We start from the raw sequence: 18,384 nt of genomic DNA, 5'->3' as shown, positions 1-18,384 counted from the left end.
TTACTGTGCCTCTCCGAAGAATATTTTCTCTACTACTCGTTTAGAAGCAAAACCATCTTCTAAATAACAATAATTATTATAGAAGGTATTATATTTCCCTGCAAATTCACCTAAACCTAGAGTTTCGAATCTTAATATTTCCTCAAGCACTTCTTCCGTATTCATCACAACTGGACCAGGAGCTTCTGTCTCTAAGTCAAAATAAAAACCTCTTAACTTATCACGATACGAGTCAATATCATACGTGTAGAAAATGATTGGTCGTTTCAAATTCGCATAGTCAAAAAAGACTGAAGAGTAATCTGTAATTAACAAGTCAGATAGTAAATACAGATCATTTATATCGACATGCTTAGAGAAATCATACACAAACCCTTTATACGGTTCTAAATCAAACTGTTCTGCAACTAAGTAATGCATACGTAACAAAATAATATAGTCTGAACCTAATTGTTTCTGCAAAAGATTTAAATCTAATTGTAAATCTAATTTATATCGACCTTTACTATAAAACTGATCGTCTCGCCACGTTGGGGCATATAAAATAATTTTTTTATCTATAGGTAATCCATTCTGTTTCTTTAATGTATCGATTGCCTTAGAATTATTATTTACATATAAGAAATCGTTACGAGGATATCCTGCTTCAACAACAGTTTTTTGAAATTGAAAAGCCCTCTTAAATATTTCAGTCGAATATACATTAGGGGAAAGTAAATAATCCCAGTTTTGTGCTTCACGATGAAAGCTGTCCTTATACTTTTCAGTTGTTGTACCTGGCATATGAACTTCTTTCATATCACCCGCTAATTTCTTAAGAGGTGTACCGTGCCAAGTTTGTATATAAATAGTATGCCTTGGCTTAGGAAGCCAAAGCGGCATTCTACTATTCGTTACCCAATACTGCGCGCGTGCCAATAAAATAAACCAACGAATTGAAAATTTTTTTACATATGGGATATTTCCTTTGTCAAACTGCGCTGTGTAATTTTTATTTACACTCCAAACCATTTGAAAGTCCATGTCATTTTGTAACATGTATTCATACATAGCTCGTGGATTACAACTATATTGTTTTCCGGAATAACTCTCAAATAAAATTAACTTCTTTTTGGGAGGCAAACAACTACAGAAAAGAAATACTGCCTTACATAGTTTTTTTACAATACGGTGATTTTTTATTCTTCTTATAAATCCCATGTTATTTACACACCTTCTAATTCAGTCGCTTCATACTTACGATACATTAACGCGAAACCTCACCTTTTCCCGTTCTTCCCATTAATGCGTCTACTTCTTCTTTTGCATTTTTTCCATTAAATAAAACATTATATATCGCAGTCGTAATCGGCATTTCAATACTCATTTTTTCAGCTAAATGATATGCTGCCTCAGCTGTACGAACACCTTCTACCACCATGCCCATATTCTCTAATACTTCTTCTAGATTATGACCCTTACCAAGTAAATTTCCAGCTCGCCAATTGCGACTATGAACACTTGTACAAGTCACAATTAAATCACCGACACCTGTTAATCCCGCAAAAGTAAGCGGATTTGCTCCCATCTCACACCCTAATCGTGTAATTTCCGTTAGTCCCCTGGAAATTAACGCTGCCTTCGCATTATCTCCGTAACCAAGACCATCTGAAATTCCTGCACCAAGGGCAATAATGTTTTTTAGTGCCCCACCTAATTCAACACCAATCACATCTCGATTTGTATAAACACGGAAATTTGTATTCATAAATAGCTTTTGTGTTTTTTCAGCAGCCTGTAGATGATATGACGCAGCAGTTACAGTAGTAGGATGACGAAGACTCACCTCTTCTGCATGGCTTGGCCCTGAAAGAACAACAACACTTTCTATTAACTCTTTCGGCATCTCTTCTTCAATCATTTCCGAGATACGTTTAAATGATCCCGGTTCAATTCCTTTACTCGCGTGGATAACGGTTATTGGTTGTTTTAAGACGTTCTTTAATTGTTGCATTACATTACGAATCGCTTTCGTTGGGACAACTAATAATACAGTATCTATCCCATCTATTGCTTCCTCTAGGGATTCATACCCTTTTATTTTTTCAGAAAGCTGAATCCCCGGTAAATATGCTTCATTCGTATGCTTTTCATTAATTTCATGGATTTGTTCCGCCTTATTCCCCCAAATCCTTACTTCATGCCCGTTATCTGCAAGAACCATAGATAACGCTGTTCCCCAGCTTCCTGCACCTATGACTGTAATCTTTTTCAAAACAATCCCCCTCTTACCACCTTAAAAACGTTAGAAACATCACTATTTACGTAAGAAGCTAAGTGATTTATATTGTAAATCACTTAGCTTCCACACTTCATTATTCCATTACATTTTTCACTTTGATTACATCCTATTTCTCTTCAAGAGCGCATACTTCATCGTAAAACATTTCAAAAGCATGCTCATTATACTTTTGAAAATCAAATTCTTTAAAAGAAGTTTGGTTTAATATAAACTTCTGCAATCCAATTACCAGACCAGCTATATTATTTTCAACTAACTCCCCATAACCATCTTCTAAAATACTTCTTGATCCTGCAATATCAGTAGCAACAATTGGTTTACCCAGTATTAAAGCCTCTAACAATACCATTGGTTGTCCCTCGTGGTTAGATGAGAGAACAAAACAATCACATTGGTTAATAAGTAAGAATGGATTACTCATTTGGCCAGTAAAAAACACCTTACCCTCTAAATTCTTTGCCCTCACTAAATTCCCTAACTCTTCTTTTAAAACTCCATCTCCAATAATATACAGTTTAACGTTGTCATAAAGCTCTGCGACTTTTGAAAAAGCATGTATTAGCTTTTTTTGGTCCTTTTCAGGAGATAATCTTCCCATATTAACAAAGTTAATATCCTCTTTATTTGGCATTTCAATTCCTTTAATTTCAAGTCTACCGTTCTCATGGATATTTTCTTTTAATAAATATTCTTTACCTTCGAATTTATATATGTCACCTTCTTCAATCTGCTTAAGTACCTTATTAGGATCGATAGCATTATGGACATAAACACCTTGTTTTAGCGTAATATAATCTTTTAAATTTTTCCTATTCAAGTTTCTTGTATGCTCTGCAACAGCTACTATCTTATCAAACTCTTTGTAGAGAGGAAAAATGATATTTAAATTAGCTTTATGTTTAAATTTCCCATTAATTTTTTTAGAGTATTCAGCCCACATATCGTTATGTTGATAAATACTTCTCTTTTTAAAATCTCCAAATGCAAACAACAGCGTCCAAAATGGAACATATCCACTAAAATCAATGACTATATCAAATTCTGCATTTCCAAATAACCTTGAAACTTCACGTTTATATAGTTGCTTTGGTAACGCCTTCTGAGCTTTTTCATTCTTTAATCCCATTTTCATAACATAATTATTTTGATAGGACTCTTTTAAAGTCGTATTTAAACTACCTACTCGATAAAACTTTTTCACATTTGGATTAATTTGTAGAAAATTATCCCTTGAAATTGAATCATGTTTCCCTTTATCAATAACTGCCACATTATATCTTGAGTAATCAATATTATTTAAAAGGTTTATGACTGATGTAGTAATTCCATTATTCAAAAATCCGCCACAATACATCAGGATATTTTTCTTATTTTCATTTGTAACTTTATATACATTAGCTGTGTGCTTTCCTCTGAAAATAATGTCAATTGCTCTTTCTGTAGCATTCCCATCGTCATGATAGCAATATTTTTTCAACGTTTCTTGATATTTAACACTGTAATCATTTTTTACACTATCAATATTTTCAATACTATGAATAACTTCGTCTACCGTATGGCATATTGGACCTGGCATATCTTCTAATTGAACGTATAAACCTCGTTGTTCTTCATACTCTTTCTTATCATACGCTAAGAAAATGATCGGTTTTTCTGTTACCATGTAATCAAAGAATATACTAGAATAATCTGTCACTAAAACATCTACTATTGACATCAACTCATTAGGATCTACCCAATCTGGTATACAAATTTCTCGTAAACTTTCGTCATCTTTAATAAATTTATATGTCAATGTATGGACTTTTAACAGAAGTTGATAATCACTAGGTATTTGGGAATACATTTTTTTGACAATATTATTAATTTCATCCTTAATATTATTTACCTGGTTTACTCCGCCTCTCCAGGTCGGTGCATATAAAACTATTTTTTTCGTTTCATCAATTTCTACAAATTCTTTTAAATATCCCTTCACTTCTTCTGGACTTACTTGTAGAGTAAGGTCAATTCTAGGATAACCTTCATCAACAACATAACCACTGTATAGTCCTTCTAAATCATGTGAATTTACAATAGTATCTGCAGTAAATTTATTAGGATTTAATATATAGTCACAATGCATAAAGTTTCTTTGAATATTTTTATGTTGTCCTATTTCTCCCTTCATATCTTTCCCTAATGTTTTAATAGGCGTTCCATGCCATGTATTCACATAGATTTGCCCTTCTTTTTTCTGGAAATAAGGTGGAAATGTCGTATTGTTAATTAAATATTTCGCCGTTGTTAAATATTTCAAATACTCTTCACTATGAACTTTAACAAACTTAACATTTTTTTTATTTTCATAACGTTTAGCATAAAAATTATTTCCATCATTCAATGCCCAAACATGTGTATAATCCTTATACTCTGGATTATCGATAATTTTTTTAAAAATTGCGTATGGACTATCTGTCATACCTTTACCATGGAAAGATTCATATAATATAACTTTCTCATCCAAGTCTAATTTCACATAAAAATCCGTATACCTAACAGTTCTCTTAAACCCTTGGTCATTCGAATATTTTTTCAGTGGACCTGATAAAAAATTAATACGATTTTTCATTCTGTTGATCTTCTTCTTGATTTGCAATATTAAAACCTCTCTTTAATTCATTTATAAAGCATACTTCCTATAAACAAACCTTGTGCCTTTCTTTCGAACTCATCATTATTATAGGAACGCATGACTACCTTACTATTCCTCTTTAAAAAGCATATTTACAAAGTTCCTACTTGAATCACCTATCGAATACTCATTCCATTTCAAAGTAAAATTATTTATACTATCTATTTTGAACCTACCATCTGTTATCACCCGTACCACTTCTTCAGTTGTATAAACGACTGGGCCTGGAACATCAGATACATAGTCACCAATAATCCCTCTTTTTTTCATATATTGTTTTAAATCATATGCAAAAAAGATTATCGGTTTATTTAATAAGCAAAATTCAAATGGTATAGAGGAATAATCAGTAACTAATATATCCGTCACTAAAAATAAATCATTTATATTTGGGTAAAGGGAATAATCATATAAAAACCCTTCATACTTTTCTTCGTAATTACATGTATTTCGTATCGCTGGGTGCAACTTAACTATAAGGATATACTCATCTTTCAATTGCTTATACATCTCATCGATATCTAGATGTAAATCAAAATCTACTAGCTCTTTATCTCTAAAGGTTGGCGCATATAAAATAACCTTTTTATCTTTTAGATTTGGATTTACTATAAAAATATTATCTTTAACTTTCTGTTGTCTCTGTTCATCAAAAAACAAATCCGTTCTTGGAATACCTGTTTTTAATATATTATTATCAGATAGAGCAAAAGCTTTCTTATAAATGTCAGAAAGCGCTTCTGATCCTACAACAATTTTATGGAAGTTTTTATAAACATTCATAAATCTGTTTTGGGCTCGTAAACTTCTTTTTTTAAAAGAAGGAGCTAATAATCCGAATTTTTTAAAAGCACCTGCTGCATGCCATATTTGAATACACTCTACGCCTTTTTTAAATTTAACTTTTGCTAATGACCCAAAATAATTATCAACAATGACGTATTGAGAAGTGGATAAATGATAGATAGATTTAATAGTGTGAAGTATGTTCTTTGTTTCAAATTTATAAGATTTCACATTCGAGTAGCTATCCACCTCATATTTACATGTAGGTTTGTATAAAAAAACCACCTCGTAATTTATACCTTGACGCTGTATTTCCTCATAAATAAAAAATAAATTTTCACCATAAGACATAATAAAAGTTACTTTCTTTTTAATCGGAAACACTTGCATCATATTATGTAAAATTCTAAATAAAATTAGGTAGATTTCTACCATCAATTCTCTAATCATGTACACTTATCTAGCAACTCGTACTAGTTCCTTTTTTATTTTTGTTGTAGAAATCCCGGCTGTACGTGGTAAATATACAACTTCGCAATGCTCCTCTAAGAAATCAAACTCACCTTTCCAGTCATCGCCCATTACGAAAACATCCACATCACGGCTTTGTACGTCTTTTACTTTCTGCTCCCAATTATGTTCAGGAATTACTTCATCCACATACCGAACCGCTTCTAGAATCATTTTACGATTCTCATAACTATGATAAGATTTCTTATTTTTTAATTTGTTAAATTCATCTGAAGAAACAGCAACAATTAAATAATCTCCTAAATCTTTCGCTCTCTTCAATAAGTTAATATGTCCCCAGTGCAATAAATCGAAAGTTCCATATGTAATAACCTTTTTCATAATCGCGCCCCCTGCGAAATGCTCTTATTTTATAATTATTTAGTCGAGAAATATATTTAAATTAGAGCTTCCCCTACACCTATGAATGGTAAGAAGAACTCAAATCCCCTATGTAAATATAAAACAAATTTACATAGATTTTACATAGATTTTACATCAAGTTCACACGAAATTCACAAAGACGATTATAACATAATTTTTATTTACAAACTATGACAATAACCTAACAACTATTGTCATATCTTGTCTAAGAAAGCACTTTCTTGTCTGGTATTACAAACCACCTCTTACTTTCTTTTATTTACAAAAAAAAAAAGCGCGAAGGAACCTATTTCCTTCGCACTTTTTACTACCCTTTATATGACTATTTCAACATACGACGTGGTAATTTATCAATGTTCTCTAACATAATGCCTGTACCAACTGCAACGCAGTGCATTGGGTTTTCAGCGATTAGTACTGGTACTTTTAATTCTTCTGCTAGAAGCATGTCGATACCATGTAATAATGCGCCTCCGCCTGTTAAGATTACACCGCGGTCAATGATGTCTGCAGATAGTTCTGGTGGTGTACGCTCTAATACACCTTTTGCAGCTTGTACAATGACAGCTGCATTTTCTTTTAATGCTTCTGTAATCTCTTCTGAACATACTGTAATTGTACGTGGTAAGCCCGTTACCATGTCACGTCCGCGAATTTCAAGTTCTTCACTACGTGCACCTGGGAATACTGTACCGACTTTAATTTTAATATCTTCTGATGTACGTTCTCCGATTAATAGCTTATACTTACGTTTAATATAGTTTAAGATCTCCATATCGAACTTGTCGCCAGCCATTTTGATAGAGGAGGAGGTAACAATATCACCCATTGAAAGTACGGCGATATCTGTTGTACCTCCACCGATATCAACAACCATATTTCCGCTCGGTTGGAAGATTTCCATACCGGCACCAACAGCAGCTACTTTTGGTTCTTCTTCTAAGAATACTGTTTTACCACCTGAGCGTTCAGCAGCTTCACGAATTGCTTTTTGTTCTACAGATGTGATGTTTGTTGGACAACAAATTAAAATGCGAGGTTTTGAAAAGAAGCTCTTCACGTCCAGTTTGTTGATGAAATGCTTTAACATCGCTTCTGTAATTTCGAAATCTGCAATTACACCATCTTTAAGTGGACGAATCGCTACAATATTACCAGGTGTACGTCCTACCATACTTCTTGCTTCTTCACCTACCGCTAATACTTTTCCAGTATTGCGATCAATTGCTACAACAGACGGTTCGTTTAAAACGATCCCTTTACCCTTTACATGAATTAATACGTTAGCCGTGCCTAGGTCAATTCCGATATCTCTCGCAAACATTCCTGTTTTTTCCTCCTTGATATTCAAAATCAGGTTGTACCCGAATTCTTTTACACCTAATTTCTGATTTTATCATAAATTTAACGGAAACGTAATATTTGAAAAGATAATTCTTCTGAAAAATGTTCCGTCATGATCAAGGAATGTTTGCCGTATAATGAATTATTGCCGCACGATTTTTTCTGTATCTTCTTTTCGGTACTTCTGCTTCGTCGCTTCCCCGCCTCTTAGGTGACGAATCGACTTATGATAATCAAGAATTTCTTTCACTTCATTTGCGAGCTCTGGATTAATTTCTGGTAAACGTTCTGTCAAATCTTTATGAACTGTACTCTTTGATACCCCAAACTCTTTTGCGATTACACGCACTGTCTTTCTTGTCTCCACGATATACTTGCCAATCTTGATAGTTCTCTCTTTGATGTAATCGTGCACACCACTCGCCTCCCTAAATTGGATGTGAGAAGTGTGAAATGAGACTCGCTGCATATGACTAAGAAGTAAATTCGAGTGCTGTTTGTAAGCGTTAAACATTCTGGAATTTATAATGAAATGATTCACGATTTCTCACCTCAAACACTCTCTTTGCTTTGGTTTATATCATTGTATTGCCTGCACTACTGATATATGCTATAAGTTCGGTATTTTTGCGGACTAAGTTTAAAAAAATTACAATTTCGTGTGAGAAATACGTTAACAATGACAATTTTCACTTGATGAACTTCCATACAAAAACAAAGAATGACGCCTCTTGTCAAAGGCGTCATTCTTCCCGATCACATTCTTCTTCTAATAATTGATGGTGGGGAACTTCTTTCTTACTGGCAATGTAATAATATAAAGTAAATAAAATAAACAACAAAATAAGGGCAATCGACAGAACAAATACAAATGACAGAGTAATCCCCTCCTTTTCTTAATATATATTCGAGAATTCCGTCAAATTTCCTTGTTATTGCTATTTCCCTCTCGAAATGGATCATTTTTATATAAAAATAAAAAAATCAACTCCCTAGTGAGAGCTGATTTTTTCGTTTTATTATTCTTGTGTAGAAGAAGAGTCGTTAGATGATTCCGTAGAACCGTTTGTTGATTTTTCTTCTTTTTTACTTTTTTCATCAGCTGCGCCATTTGTTGATTTCTCTTCTTTTTGCCCTTTTTCATCAGCTGAACCGCTTGTTGATTTCTCTTCTTTTTTACCTTTTTCGTCAGCTGTGCCATTTGTTGATTTCTCTTCTTTTTTACCTTTTTCGTCAGCTGCGCCATTTGTTGATTTCTCTTCTTTTTTACCTTTTTCGTCAGCTGAACCGCTTGTTGATTTCTCTTCTTTTTTACCTTTTTCGTCAGCTGCGCCATTTGTTGATTTCTCTTCTTTTTTACCTTTTTCATCAGCTGAACCGCTTGTTGATTTCTCTTCTTTTTTACCTTTTTCATCAGCTGAACCATTTGTTTCTTTTGCTGATCCTGCTTCTGCCTTTACATCTGTCGCAAGTTTGTTAAGGTAACGCTCTGGATTGACAGCTACATTATCTTTACGAACTTCAAAGTGTACATGAGAGCCTGCTTCCTTATTCATTGCACTTAGACCGGATTTTCCTAATACTTCACCTTGTGCAACTTTTGCACCTTTTTCTACTTTTACACTGCCTAAGCTTTGATAAGATGTTGCAAGACCATTTCCGTTATCCACTGTTACAACATAACCGAGAAGCGAATCTTTTTCAGCTTTTGTTACTGTACCGCTTAAAGCAGCTGTAACATCGAATTCTTTTCCATTTTTCGCAGCAACATCGATTCCTTTATTAGGAGAATATGTGTTGTTATAAAAGACAAGTGCTTGTTCTTGCTCCTCTTCTGCTGCTCCATCTTCATAAAACTTCTTCTTCACAACAACATCTACATTCTTTGCAGCTGGCATTTTCACAACTTCTGAAGACTTTGTTGCTGGTACTGCTGGATTTTCCGTTTGACCATACGGCGCACTTTGCTCTTTATTAGGCGCTTTCTTTGGATTAGCTGCCTGGAACCATAGAGCAACCGTCAAGATTACCGCTGCACATGCAATATAGATTGCCGGAAATACCCACCGTTTTTGAAATAAATGAACTACCTTTTGCGACTTTTTATTATTCCTTCCTCGCATTCTATCATCACCTCAGCAATCATTTTGAACAATATTCATTCATCCTATACAACCTATAACTAATTACTTTTCGACAAAATCTGTAAGAATATGTATAGGGATTGCGAAATTTCCGAGGAAATGATAGAAAAAAGAAAAAACTGAGCGGATTGACTCAGTTTTTTAGTCTAGTTGTTTCTTTTTGTAAACGAAGAGGCAAACAATAATTGAAATGACTAACCAAATAGAGACATTGATTAGATCTGCGGCAATTGCAGAGAAGTCTTTCCCCTCTACAATACTTACGAACGCTTCAAAAATATGATTAGTCGGTAAATACGATAGTATGTTTTTCAAAATGTCATTTTTTATAACATTACTTAAAACTGGAGTCATGAGCAAGACCATTGCAACCGGTGATGCAATAACAGAAACTTGCACTAAATTTTTAGCTAAAAGAGCAATAATTGTCCCAAATATGATAAACACTAATGTTCCTAATAGCATTAACAGAAACATGAACAACATATTCCCTTGTAAAACATCTAGTATAAATAAATTAAGAAAACTTATCGCAAACGTTAAAACAATGATTGGTAGTGCTTTTCCAATAATGATTTCAAATGGAGAGGCAGGAGATAGCATAAGCACTCGTAACGTATGTTTCTCCTTCTCTTCCGCAATAAGAGTTGCCTGTGAAATTGTTGTAACCATACATAATATCATGACGATTACAAAGCCCCCCATAAACTCCTTCCCTTGTCCCATTTGCTTATAAAACAACGCCAATCCAAGTGGTAAAATCGCCATTAATAATATTTGTGCGTTATTCTTCAAATCCTGCATCTCTTTCCGTAAAATCGCCGATACACGCCTCATTGAAAATGTCATTATAATCCCCTCCCAGTTACTTCAATAAAGATATCCCCTAAAGTTGGCTCATAAGAATGAATTGATAAAAGTTCTCCTTTTTTCATCCATTCTGAAATACGTTTTGCTCCTAATTCATCTTTTTGTACGGTTTCTTTTTTCTTATCTTTTAAAACAACTTCAATTTTGTCTTTCGCATATTTAAGCCTTAAGTTCTCTGGTGTATCAAGCGCTACAATTTCCCCGCCACATAAGAAGGCAATGCGGTCACAAAGCGTTTCTGCTTCATCCATATTGTGCGTCGTTAAGAAAATTGTTGTTCCTTCTCTATTTAGGTCCTTTAAGATGTTATGAATGTTTTGGACGTTGACTGGATCAAGTGCTGATGTTGGTTCATCTAAGAAGAGAATATCCGGTTTATGCAGAATTGCTCGTGCTAGCGTAACGCGCTGCTTCATCCCTTTTGATAATTTTTTGACAGGTGTTTTTTTATCTTCTAATAAATTCACTTGCGACAACACTTCATCAATTCGTTCTTTTTTACAATCGTATAAGTCGCAAAATAATAGTAAATTATCATAAATGCTAAGTCTTTCATATAAACCGCTGTTATCTGTTAAAATACCAATTCGTTTGTAATCGATGCTGTTTGGACCTGTAATATCTTTTCCTAGTACTTTCACTTTTCCAACACTGTGAAGCAATTGGGAAGTTAAAATTTTCACTGTTGTTGTTTTCCCTGATCCACTTGGTCCTAGAAACCCGAAGATTTCTCCTTGCTTTACTTCAATACTTACATTACGAAGTGCTGTTTTTTCATTAAAGGTTTTCATTACATCCTTCATTTCAATTGCCAATGTCATTTTGTCATCCCCTTTGTTTTTCTTTTATAGATAAAATTGGCTTTAGCGACTCGTTTGTCGCCTCCGCTTGTTGTATTCGCTTTTCTTGATTCAATCATATGAAAAACAAAGAGGCCGTGCAGTAAAATACCGGTAAAAGGAGTATTTTTACCGGTGAATGAATCCTATTTTTGTCTCACTGGAGCGTTTTTATAGTCCAATCACGCCCTTTAATTCATCCATTCTTCCTTTCGAAAGTGGAATGGAGCTTTTTCGTTCATCATCTAAAATTAAGCTAAAGCTATTACGAGTCCAAGTAATCACTTCTCGTACACGCTGCAAGTTAACAAGGTAAGAACGATGACACCTAAAGAACCCGAAACCTTTTAATCTCTCTTCTAATTCACTTAATGTTAACGCACAAACAAAGTCCCCCTCACGAACATGAATATGCGTCGTTCCATTTTGCGTTTCAATAAAGTGAATCTCCATCGGATCAAGCAAAATGATTTTATCATTTACTTTTGCAGGAATTCTCTCGAGCTTCATTTGCGGAATCATTTGAACGACGTTTTCTGAATCTATCTCTTCGTCTTCTTCCTGTTCAATTTCCACTTTTTTAACACCATCTTGATGAAGTATATACACATCTTCCGTTAAAGAGAGTGCATCCGACAAAAAGGATGATGTAATAAAGATGGCCTTCCCTTGTTCTTTCATCTTCATAATCGCTTTTCGAATGATAATTGTACTTTCTATATCTACATTTTGTTCTGGCTCTTCGAAAATAATTAAATCCGGATTATGAATCATGACCCGGCCAATATGAAGACGACGTTTTTCAGAAAATGATAGTTTCTCTATTTTGACGTTCATCTTATCGAGCAAACCAACATACTGAACAACTTCCTTTATGCTAATATTCGAGCCATACAATCCAAATAAAAAAGCGAAATATTCTTTCACTTTCAAACGATCATACGCTTCATCTTTTAAAAAACAAAAACCAATGCGTGAGTAGAATTGCTTTCGAATCGGCTCCCCATCAAATAAAACGCTTCCTGTTGATGCCTCTTCTTCACCAATTATAATGCGGTGCAAAACCTTCGCCGTATGATTGTTACATTGCAGCACAACACATTGCCCTTTTTCAATTTCAAGCTGAATCGCCTGCAACTGGTTCGTCTTACCCAATTGTTTTAGCTCCAATAACGCCATGTTTTCTCCTCCAGGTAAGTTTTTTATCTTATTATACCAAACAGTTAATGGAAAATTATGATATTTATTCCGAAAATAAAAAGGAGCTAAATCAGCTCCTTTTTGATTAATTTGTATCATGTATTTTATCGAATGGTCGATATATCTTCAAACGAGCAGCATACAACTATTACTTCTGCTTCACCAAATAACTCTTCAGCTGATCACGAAGCGCCCTTTTCAAAAATTTCCCGACGGATGTTTTTGGGATTTCCTCGACAAATAAGATGTCATCTGGCATCCACCATTTTGGGAACTGGTCTTCTAGTAATGCATAGAGCTCTTCTTGTTCTACTGTTTGTCCTTCTTTTAAGACAACGCAGGCCACAGGGCGTTCTTGCCATTTTTCATGCGGCACGGCAACGACAGATGCCTCTAGTACTTTGTCATGTGCCATTAAAGCGTTCTCTAAATCAACGGAGGAAATCCATTCACCGCCGCTTTTAATTAAATCTTTCGTACGGTCAGCAATTTTCATAAACCCTTCCGGATCAACAGTTACAATATCTCCTGTATGTAACCAGCCATCCTTCATGGAATCTGCTGTACGTTCATCGTTATAATAACTACCCGCAATCCACGGTCCGCGCAGGCAAAGTTCTCCCATTTCTTCACCATCCCATTTGATCTCCCCGTCTTGACCAATAACCTTCATTTCAAGCCCTGGGAATAAGTAACCTTGGCGGGAGCGTAACTCATAATATTCTTCTTTCGGTAAATCGCGCTGATATGACTTTGGACAGTTAATTACAACAGCTGGGCTTGTTTCTGTCATTCCATATATTTGCCTAAAAGCAATTCCATATTTCTCCTCATATGTGCGGATCATACTTCCTGGCGCTGCTGATCCACCTGACCATATCGTACGAATACTACTAATATCATACGGATACTTTTCAAGCTCTTGCAGTAACCCAATCCAAATTGTTGGTACACCAGCAGTAATTGTCACCTTCTCGCGTTCAATAAGCTGCGCTAAAATTTCCGGTGTAAAGTGTGGTCCTGGTAAGACGAGCTTTGTGCCGAACCATGTACCGGCAAAAGGAAGCCCCCATGCGTTTACATGGAACATTGGAACGACAGGCATACAAGTGTCTACTTCTGATAGATTCCCGCCGTCTACAAGGCCGAGCGTATAACTGTGGAGCGCAATACTACGGTGCGTGTACACAACGCCTTTCGGTTTTCCTGTCGTTGCGGAAGTGTAACACATACCCGCAGGTTCTTTTTCATCTAAATCTGTTATGAATGGGAATGTTTCGTCGCCTTCTTCGAGTAGTTTTTCGTAATGATATGCTGGTGATAGTGTTGTGTGAGGTAATTCGTGATCATCTGTCATAATAATAAATGCTTTCACATGAGGAATTTCGTGTTGAATACTTTCTAATACAGGAACCATATCTTCATCAACGAGAATGATTTTATCTTCGGCGTGGTTAATGATATAAGAAATATGCTCTGCGGAGAGCCGTAAGTTAATCGTATGTAACACCGCCCCAATTCCTGGAATTGCAAAATATGCTTCCAAATGGCGGTGATGGTTCCAAGCGATTGTTCCAACTTTGTCTCCTCTATCAATCCCCATTTTATTTAGTACACTAGCAAGCCGTCTTGTCCGCTTCGCAATCTCTCCGTATGTTAATGTTTGAATACGCGATGCAGTGCGCGAAACAACTTCCTTTTTTGCAAAATATTTCTCCGCCCGTTCCATCATTGCTGGAATAAGAAGTGGTACATCCATCATCATATTTCATGCCCCCTGTTATTATTTTATATATACACATACAACTGTATTATAACACAACAAAACGAGACAAAAGCCGTTAACATTTCTTTCGTTTTCTACAAATAATGACAAAAGGAGCTCATTGGGATGAGCTCCTTTGTTGTCAAATAATCACTAAGTTTTGTCGAACGGTCGATATATTCCAAAAAGCGCCGATATATTTTCAAACGAGCAGCACCCAACTGTCAGTAACCCTTAAGCATCAGTTCTTCGCCATTAACTTTCCTTCATACTCGTTTAGCGTTTTAATTTCGATACCTTTATAGTAATGAGCAACGATATCCGTATATCCTTTTCCTTCTTTCGCCATTCCATTGGCACCATACTGGCTCATGCCCACGCCATGGCCGAAACCTTTCGTTGTGACGACAATGCTCTTTCCTTGTTGTTTCCATGTAAAGTCAGAGGAGCGTAATCCAAGTTTTGTTCGTACTTCTTTCCCTGTTAATACCTTTCCTTGAAACTCTACATCCTTCACCCGTTTTCCTTCTGTACGGTCTTTAATATTACCGACTTTCCCATTTGCAAGCACCTTTACGCCAAGACGCTTTTGAAAATCATCTACAGTAAAAGTTTGCTCACTCGCAAATTTTGGAGAAGCTTGATCCCATGGACTGTCTACGCTTTTTAAATATGGTAAGTCACTCCCCCAGTAGTCTGCAGCATTTTCTGTATAACCGTTACTTGTTGAGAAGAAGGAGGCCGTAATGGGACTACCATCATAAGTTAAAACTTGTCCGGCTGTTTTAGACACAGCTTCTTCAATCTTCTTCAAATTTTTCTCATAATCTTTGCCCCATGTCTTCTTTAGCTCTTCTTTACTGTTGTACACTTGATCATTAACCGTATCTGTCACATCCGCATTGTTTTTCTTACTTCCGCCTAGCATACGCTGTACAATAAATGTTCTCGCTGCCAATGCCTGTGCTTTTAATGCCTCCATTTCAAAGCTAGCATTCATCTCGGAAGCTACTACACCTGTAACATACTCTTCCATCGGCATCGTTTCTACCTTCTTTTGTGCATTACGATACACAGTAACTTGGACAGCAGTATTTACCTTTTTAGGAGCTGGCACACTTTGCATGGCTGGAGGATGTTCGGGCGGCTGACTTACTTTCGCTTTCGTAAACGGAATAACAAGTACGGTCGGTACAATAATGACGAGCGCCACTAAGAGCGCCATTGTAATGAAAAGTGGCTTTGAAATTTTCATCTTTTTCCCCCGCTATGAAATTAGACTCATTTCATTCTTATGGAACGTGGCGAGCTTTTAGAACATATCGGGAGGAACTTCTGCAAAGGGAAAATATAAAGTACTGATATGACAGGATGCAATCTCAAAGGAAAGAATTTTCTAAATTTTTCAGGTGGATAGGCATAAAAAAGGAATTTTTTGACTATAACAATAATAGCCCAATAAAAATAGCCTCTATGTCAAAAAGACATAGAGACTACTCAAACTTAAGCGTGAAGGTCAGAAACTTGTTGCTTCGTCACTTCTTCTACTTTTTCATTTACACGTTCAATTGTTGCACCTAATGCAGCTAGTTTCTCATGGAAGTTTACATATCCACGATCAAGGTGTTTTAATTCTGTTACACGTGTGTAACCATCTGATACTAAACCAGCTAGAATTAATGCCGCTGCAGCACGTAAGTCAGTTGCTCCTACTTCTGCACCTTGTAAGTTGTTAGGTCCATTCATAATAACAGAACGACCTTCAATTTTGATGTCTGCATTCATACGACGGAATTCTTCCACATGCATGAAGCGGTTTTCAAATACCGTTTCTGTAATCATGCTTGTTCCATCCGCATGTAATAACAATGCCATCATTTGCGATTGCATGTCTGTTGGGAAACCTGGATGAGGCATTGTTTTAATATCAACGGCTTTTAATTTACTTGGGCCGATAACACGTACGCCTTCGTTTTCCTCAATAACCTTAACACCCATTTCTTCCATTTTCGCTGTGATAGAACGTAAATGTTCTGGTACAGCATTTTCAATTAAGATGTCTCCACCAGTAATTGCTGCTGCAACCATAAACGTTCCTGCTTCAATACGGTCAGGAATAATAGAATGGTGTGCACCATATAATTTATCAACGCCTTCGATACGAATCGTTCCAGTTCCAGCTCCGCGTACTTTTGCTCCCATTGCATTTAAGAAGTTAGCTAAGTCAACGATTTCTGGTTCTTTTGCTGCGTTTTCAAGTACTGTTGTCCCTTTTGCTAATGTAGCAGCAGACATAATGTTTTCTGTTGCACCTACACTTGGGAAGTCTAAGTAAATTTTCGCGCCTTGTAATTGTCCATCTACATAAGCTTCAACAAAGCCATTACCAACTTTTACTTTCGCTCCCATTGCTTCGAAGCCTTTTAAATGTTGGTCAATTGGACGTGAACCAATTGCACATCCACCAGGAAGTGCAATACGAGCACGACCATTACGTGCTAATAGTGGCCCCATTACTTGAACGGACGCACGCATTTTACGTACATATTCAAATGGTGCTTCAATATTTAACTCCTTTGAAGCATCAATTGTTACTTGGTTATTTTCAAATACAACTTCAGCATTTAAATGACGTAATACCTCATTAATTGTGTATACATCAGACAAAACTGGTACTTCAGATAGTACATTCTTTCCGTCACTTGCTAATAGGGCTGCAGCGATTATAGGTAATACAGCATTTTTTGCGCCCTCAACACGCACTGTGCCATTCAACCGCTTTCCGCCACGGACGATGATTTTTTCCAATTTATTCCCCTCCGTGTCCTTTTTTCAATATCTATTCAATACTCAGAAGTTATGATCGGTGTGCCAACCACAATTGTATCTTTGTTGTCTGTAGAACGTATTGCTATTTGCACATTGATTTTCTCTCTATTTGTTGAAAGAGCGTCATTCCACTTTTTATTATATGCGGAGACTGACACAAATGCTCTTTCTTCTATCTTCTCGATCGCTCTTGCTGAAAGATCTTTCAAAACCTGATTGGTTTTATTTTGCAAAACACCTTCAATCTTATCATTCAGTACACCTTGAACACAAGTGTAAATTGTAGGTTTTGTACTAAAAATTTTATCCATTTCCCGAATGTTTCCAGGGTCCCATTTTGACCCGCTTACTTCAAAGATAATGAAAGTGTTTTCTTTAGTATTTTCCTTACTCCAAGTTACTACTATTCGTTCTTCATAAGAAGAAAATTTTTTGTATGCTGTTGCTTTATATCCATCATGAGATGTTTCCAATTCCCATTTTTGAATATTCGCTTTTTCTTTCACTTCATTTAACAATTTTTGAAACGTATGTATATTAGAAATGGTTTTGGTTTCCCGTGCTAACCATGACCACCGCTCTACTTCTGCTCCATTTTTTTCAAGAGCTGCGATCATACTCCCCATTTTCTCTTCGTCACTTACGGGCTTTATCTCTTTATACCCGACCAAGAATACGACAATACTTACGACAACAATAAGAATTGTTTTTAAGCTTTTCAAGTTTCATCCCCTCCTATCCCCATTGTTAACGGAGAT

General features: G+C 35.8%; 16 protein-coding genes. All 16 read right to left on the bottom strand.

Annotated features, from left to right (window positions below; genetic code table 11):
• Complete coding sequence (locus ACM6HU_RS14780) at positions 1 to 1,200, bottom strand: CDP-glycerol glycerophosphotransferase family protein (protein ID WP_016132442.1); 1,200 nt, start codon at positions 1,198 to 1,200, stop codon at positions 1 to 3.
• Positions 1,201 to 1,246: 46 nt separating this feature from the next.
• A complete protein-coding gene (locus ACM6HU_RS14775; RefSeq protein ID WP_016112653.1) occupies positions 1,247 to 2,254 on the bottom strand; it encodes an NAD(P)H-dependent glycerol-3-phosphate dehydrogenase in 1,008 nt (335 codons plus the stop codon).
• A 133-nt stretch (positions 2,255 to 2,387) separates the two neighbouring features.
• The gene (locus tag ACM6HU_RS14770; RefSeq protein ID WP_080119020.1) at positions 2,388 to 4,892 is read right to left on the bottom strand and encodes a glycosyltransferase; all 2,505 of its coding nucleotides are present in this window, start codon (positions 4,890 to 4,892) and stop codon (positions 2,388 to 2,390) included.
• A gap of 132 nt (positions 4,893 to 5,024) precedes the next feature.
• Positions 5,025 to 6,191 carry a CDP-glycerol glycerophosphotransferase family protein gene (locus tag ACM6HU_RS14765; RefSeq protein WP_140385959.1) on the bottom strand — a complete coding sequence of 389 codons (1,167 nt, stop codon included), beginning with the start codon at positions 6,189 to 6,191 and terminating at the stop codon, positions 5,025 to 5,027.
• 6 nt (positions 6,192 to 6,197) lie between these two features.
• The gene (tagD, locus tag ACM6HU_RS14760) at positions 6,198 to 6,593 is read right to left on the bottom strand and encodes a glycerol-3-phosphate cytidylyltransferase (RefSeq protein ID WP_003202099.1); all 396 of its coding nucleotides are present in this window, start codon (positions 6,591 to 6,593) and stop codon (positions 6,198 to 6,200) included.
• 364 nt (positions 6,594 to 6,957) lie between these two features.
• The gene (locus tag ACM6HU_RS14755; protein ID WP_016112656.1) at positions 6,958 to 7,959 is read right to left on the bottom strand and encodes a rod shape-determining protein; all 1,002 of its coding nucleotides are present in this window, start codon (positions 7,957 to 7,959) and stop codon (positions 6,958 to 6,960) included.
• Positions 7,960 to 8,121: 162 nt separating this feature from the next.
• On the bottom strand, positions 8,122 to 8,394 hold the full coding sequence (gene spoIIID, locus ACM6HU_RS14750) for a sporulation transcriptional regulator SpoIIID (protein ID WP_016112657.1): 273 nt from the start codon (positions 8,392 to 8,394) through the stop codon (positions 8,122 to 8,124).
• A 328-nt stretch (positions 8,395 to 8,722) separates the two neighbouring features.
• Positions 8,723 to 8,857 (bottom strand): ABC transporter ATP-binding protein, encoded by a 135-nt coding sequence (locus ACM6HU_RS14745; protein ID WP_077294197.1) that lies wholly within the window; start codon positions 8,855 to 8,857, stop codon positions 8,723 to 8,725.
• Positions 8,858 to 8,998: 141 nt separating this feature from the next.
• Positions 8,999 to 10,102, bottom strand: a complete 1,104-nt coding sequence (locus ACM6HU_RS14740; protein WP_414848244.1) for a peptidoglycan DD-metalloendopeptidase family protein — start codon at positions 10,100 to 10,102, stop codon at positions 8,999 to 9,001.
• Between the two features lie 162 nt (positions 10,103 to 10,264).
• Positions 10,265 to 10,972, bottom strand: a complete 708-nt coding sequence (locus ACM6HU_RS14735; protein ID WP_016112660.1) for an ABC transporter permease — start codon at positions 10,970 to 10,972, stop codon at positions 10,265 to 10,267.
• Complete coding sequence (locus ACM6HU_RS14730) at positions 10,972 to 11,814, bottom strand: ATP-binding cassette domain-containing protein (RefSeq protein WP_016112661.1); 843 nt, start codon at positions 11,812 to 11,814, stop codon at positions 10,972 to 10,974. The genes ACM6HU_RS14735 and ACM6HU_RS14730 overlap by 1 nt, the downstream gene beginning before the upstream one ends.
• Positions 11,815 to 12,003: 189 nt before the next feature.
• Positions 12,004 to 13,011: a LytTR family transcriptional regulator DNA-binding domain-containing protein gene (locus tag ACM6HU_RS14725; RefSeq protein ID WP_016112662.1), complete on the bottom strand. Its 1,008-nt coding sequence runs from the start codon at positions 13,009 to 13,011 to the stop codon at positions 12,004 to 12,006.
• A 169-nt stretch (positions 13,012 to 13,180) separates the two neighbouring features.
• A complete protein-coding gene (locus tag ACM6HU_RS14720) occupies positions 13,181 to 14,797 on the bottom strand; it encodes a long-chain fatty acid--CoA ligase (protein WP_016112663.1) in 1,617 nt (538 codons plus the stop codon).
• A 241-nt stretch (positions 14,798 to 15,038) separates the two neighbouring features.
• On the bottom strand, positions 15,039 to 16,052 hold the full coding sequence (gene spoIID / locus ACM6HU_RS14715; RefSeq protein ID WP_006096642.1) for a stage II sporulation protein D: 1,014 nt from the start codon (positions 16,050 to 16,052) through the stop codon (positions 15,039 to 15,041).
• Between the two features lie 248 nt (positions 16,053 to 16,300).
• A complete protein-coding gene (gene murA, locus ACM6HU_RS14710) occupies positions 16,301 to 17,605 on the bottom strand; it encodes a UDP-N-acetylglucosamine 1-carboxyvinyltransferase (protein WP_016112665.1) in 1,305 nt (434 codons plus the stop codon).
• Positions 17,606 to 17,640: 35 nt separating this feature from the next.
• Positions 17,641 to 18,348 (bottom strand): YwmB family TATA-box binding protein, encoded by a 708-nt coding sequence (locus ACM6HU_RS14705; protein WP_016112666.1) that lies wholly within the window; start codon positions 18,346 to 18,348, stop codon positions 17,641 to 17,643.
• Between the last annotated feature and the right edge of the window lie 36 nt (positions 18,349 to 18,384).

Source organism: Bacillus sp. IT-79MI2 (genome assembly GCF_949768135.1).
In the GTDB taxonomy this organism is placed as follows: domain Bacteria; phylum Bacillota; class Bacilli; order Bacillales; family Bacillaceae_G; genus Bacillus_A; species Bacillus_A pseudomycoides.
Note: the sequence above shows the minus strand (reverse complement) of the source record. Positions and strands in the feature narration are given on the sequence as shown.

Coding starts and splice junctions, on each gene's coding strand:
- tagD (WP_003202099.1), bottom strand. CDS start 6,593: ATGAAAAAGGTTATTACATATGGAACTTTCGATTTATTGCACTGGGGA.
- ACM6HU_RS14730 (WP_016112661.1), bottom strand. CDS start 11,814: ATGACATTGGCAATTGAAATGAAGGATGTAATGAAAACCTTTAATGAA.
- ACM6HU_RS14720 (WP_016112663.1), bottom strand. CDS start 14,797: ATGATGATGGATGTACCACTTCTTATTCCAGCAATGATGGAACGGGCG.
- ACM6HU_RS14780 (WP_016132442.1), bottom strand. CDS start 1,200: ATGGGATTTATAAGAAGAATAAAAAATCACCGTATTGTAAAAAAACTA.
- ACM6HU_RS14725 (WP_016112662.1), bottom strand. CDS start 13,011: ATGGCGTTATTGGAGCTAAAACAATTGGGTAAGACGAACCAGTTGCAG.
- spoIID (WP_006096642.1), bottom strand. CDS start 16,052: ATGAAAATTTCAAAGCCACTTTTCATTACAATGGCGCTCTTAGTGGCG.
- ACM6HU_RS14765 (WP_140385959.1), bottom strand. CDS start 6,191: ATGATTAGAGAATTGATGGTAGAAATCTACCTAATTTTATTTAGAATT.
- ACM6HU_RS14735 (WP_016112660.1), bottom strand. CDS start 10,972: ATGACATTTTCAATGAGGCGTGTATCGGCGATTTTACGGAAAGAGATG.
- ACM6HU_RS14755 (WP_016112656.1), bottom strand. CDS start 7,959: ATGTTTGCGAGAGATATCGGAATTGACCTAGGCACGGCTAACGTATTA.
- ACM6HU_RS14770 (WP_080119020.1), bottom strand. CDS start 4,892: ATGAAAAATCGTATTAATTTTTTATCAGGTCCACTGAAAAAATATTCG.
- ACM6HU_RS14740 (WP_414848244.1), bottom strand. CDS start 10,102: ATGCGAGGAAGGAATAATAAAAAGTCGCAAAAGGTAGTTCATTTATTT.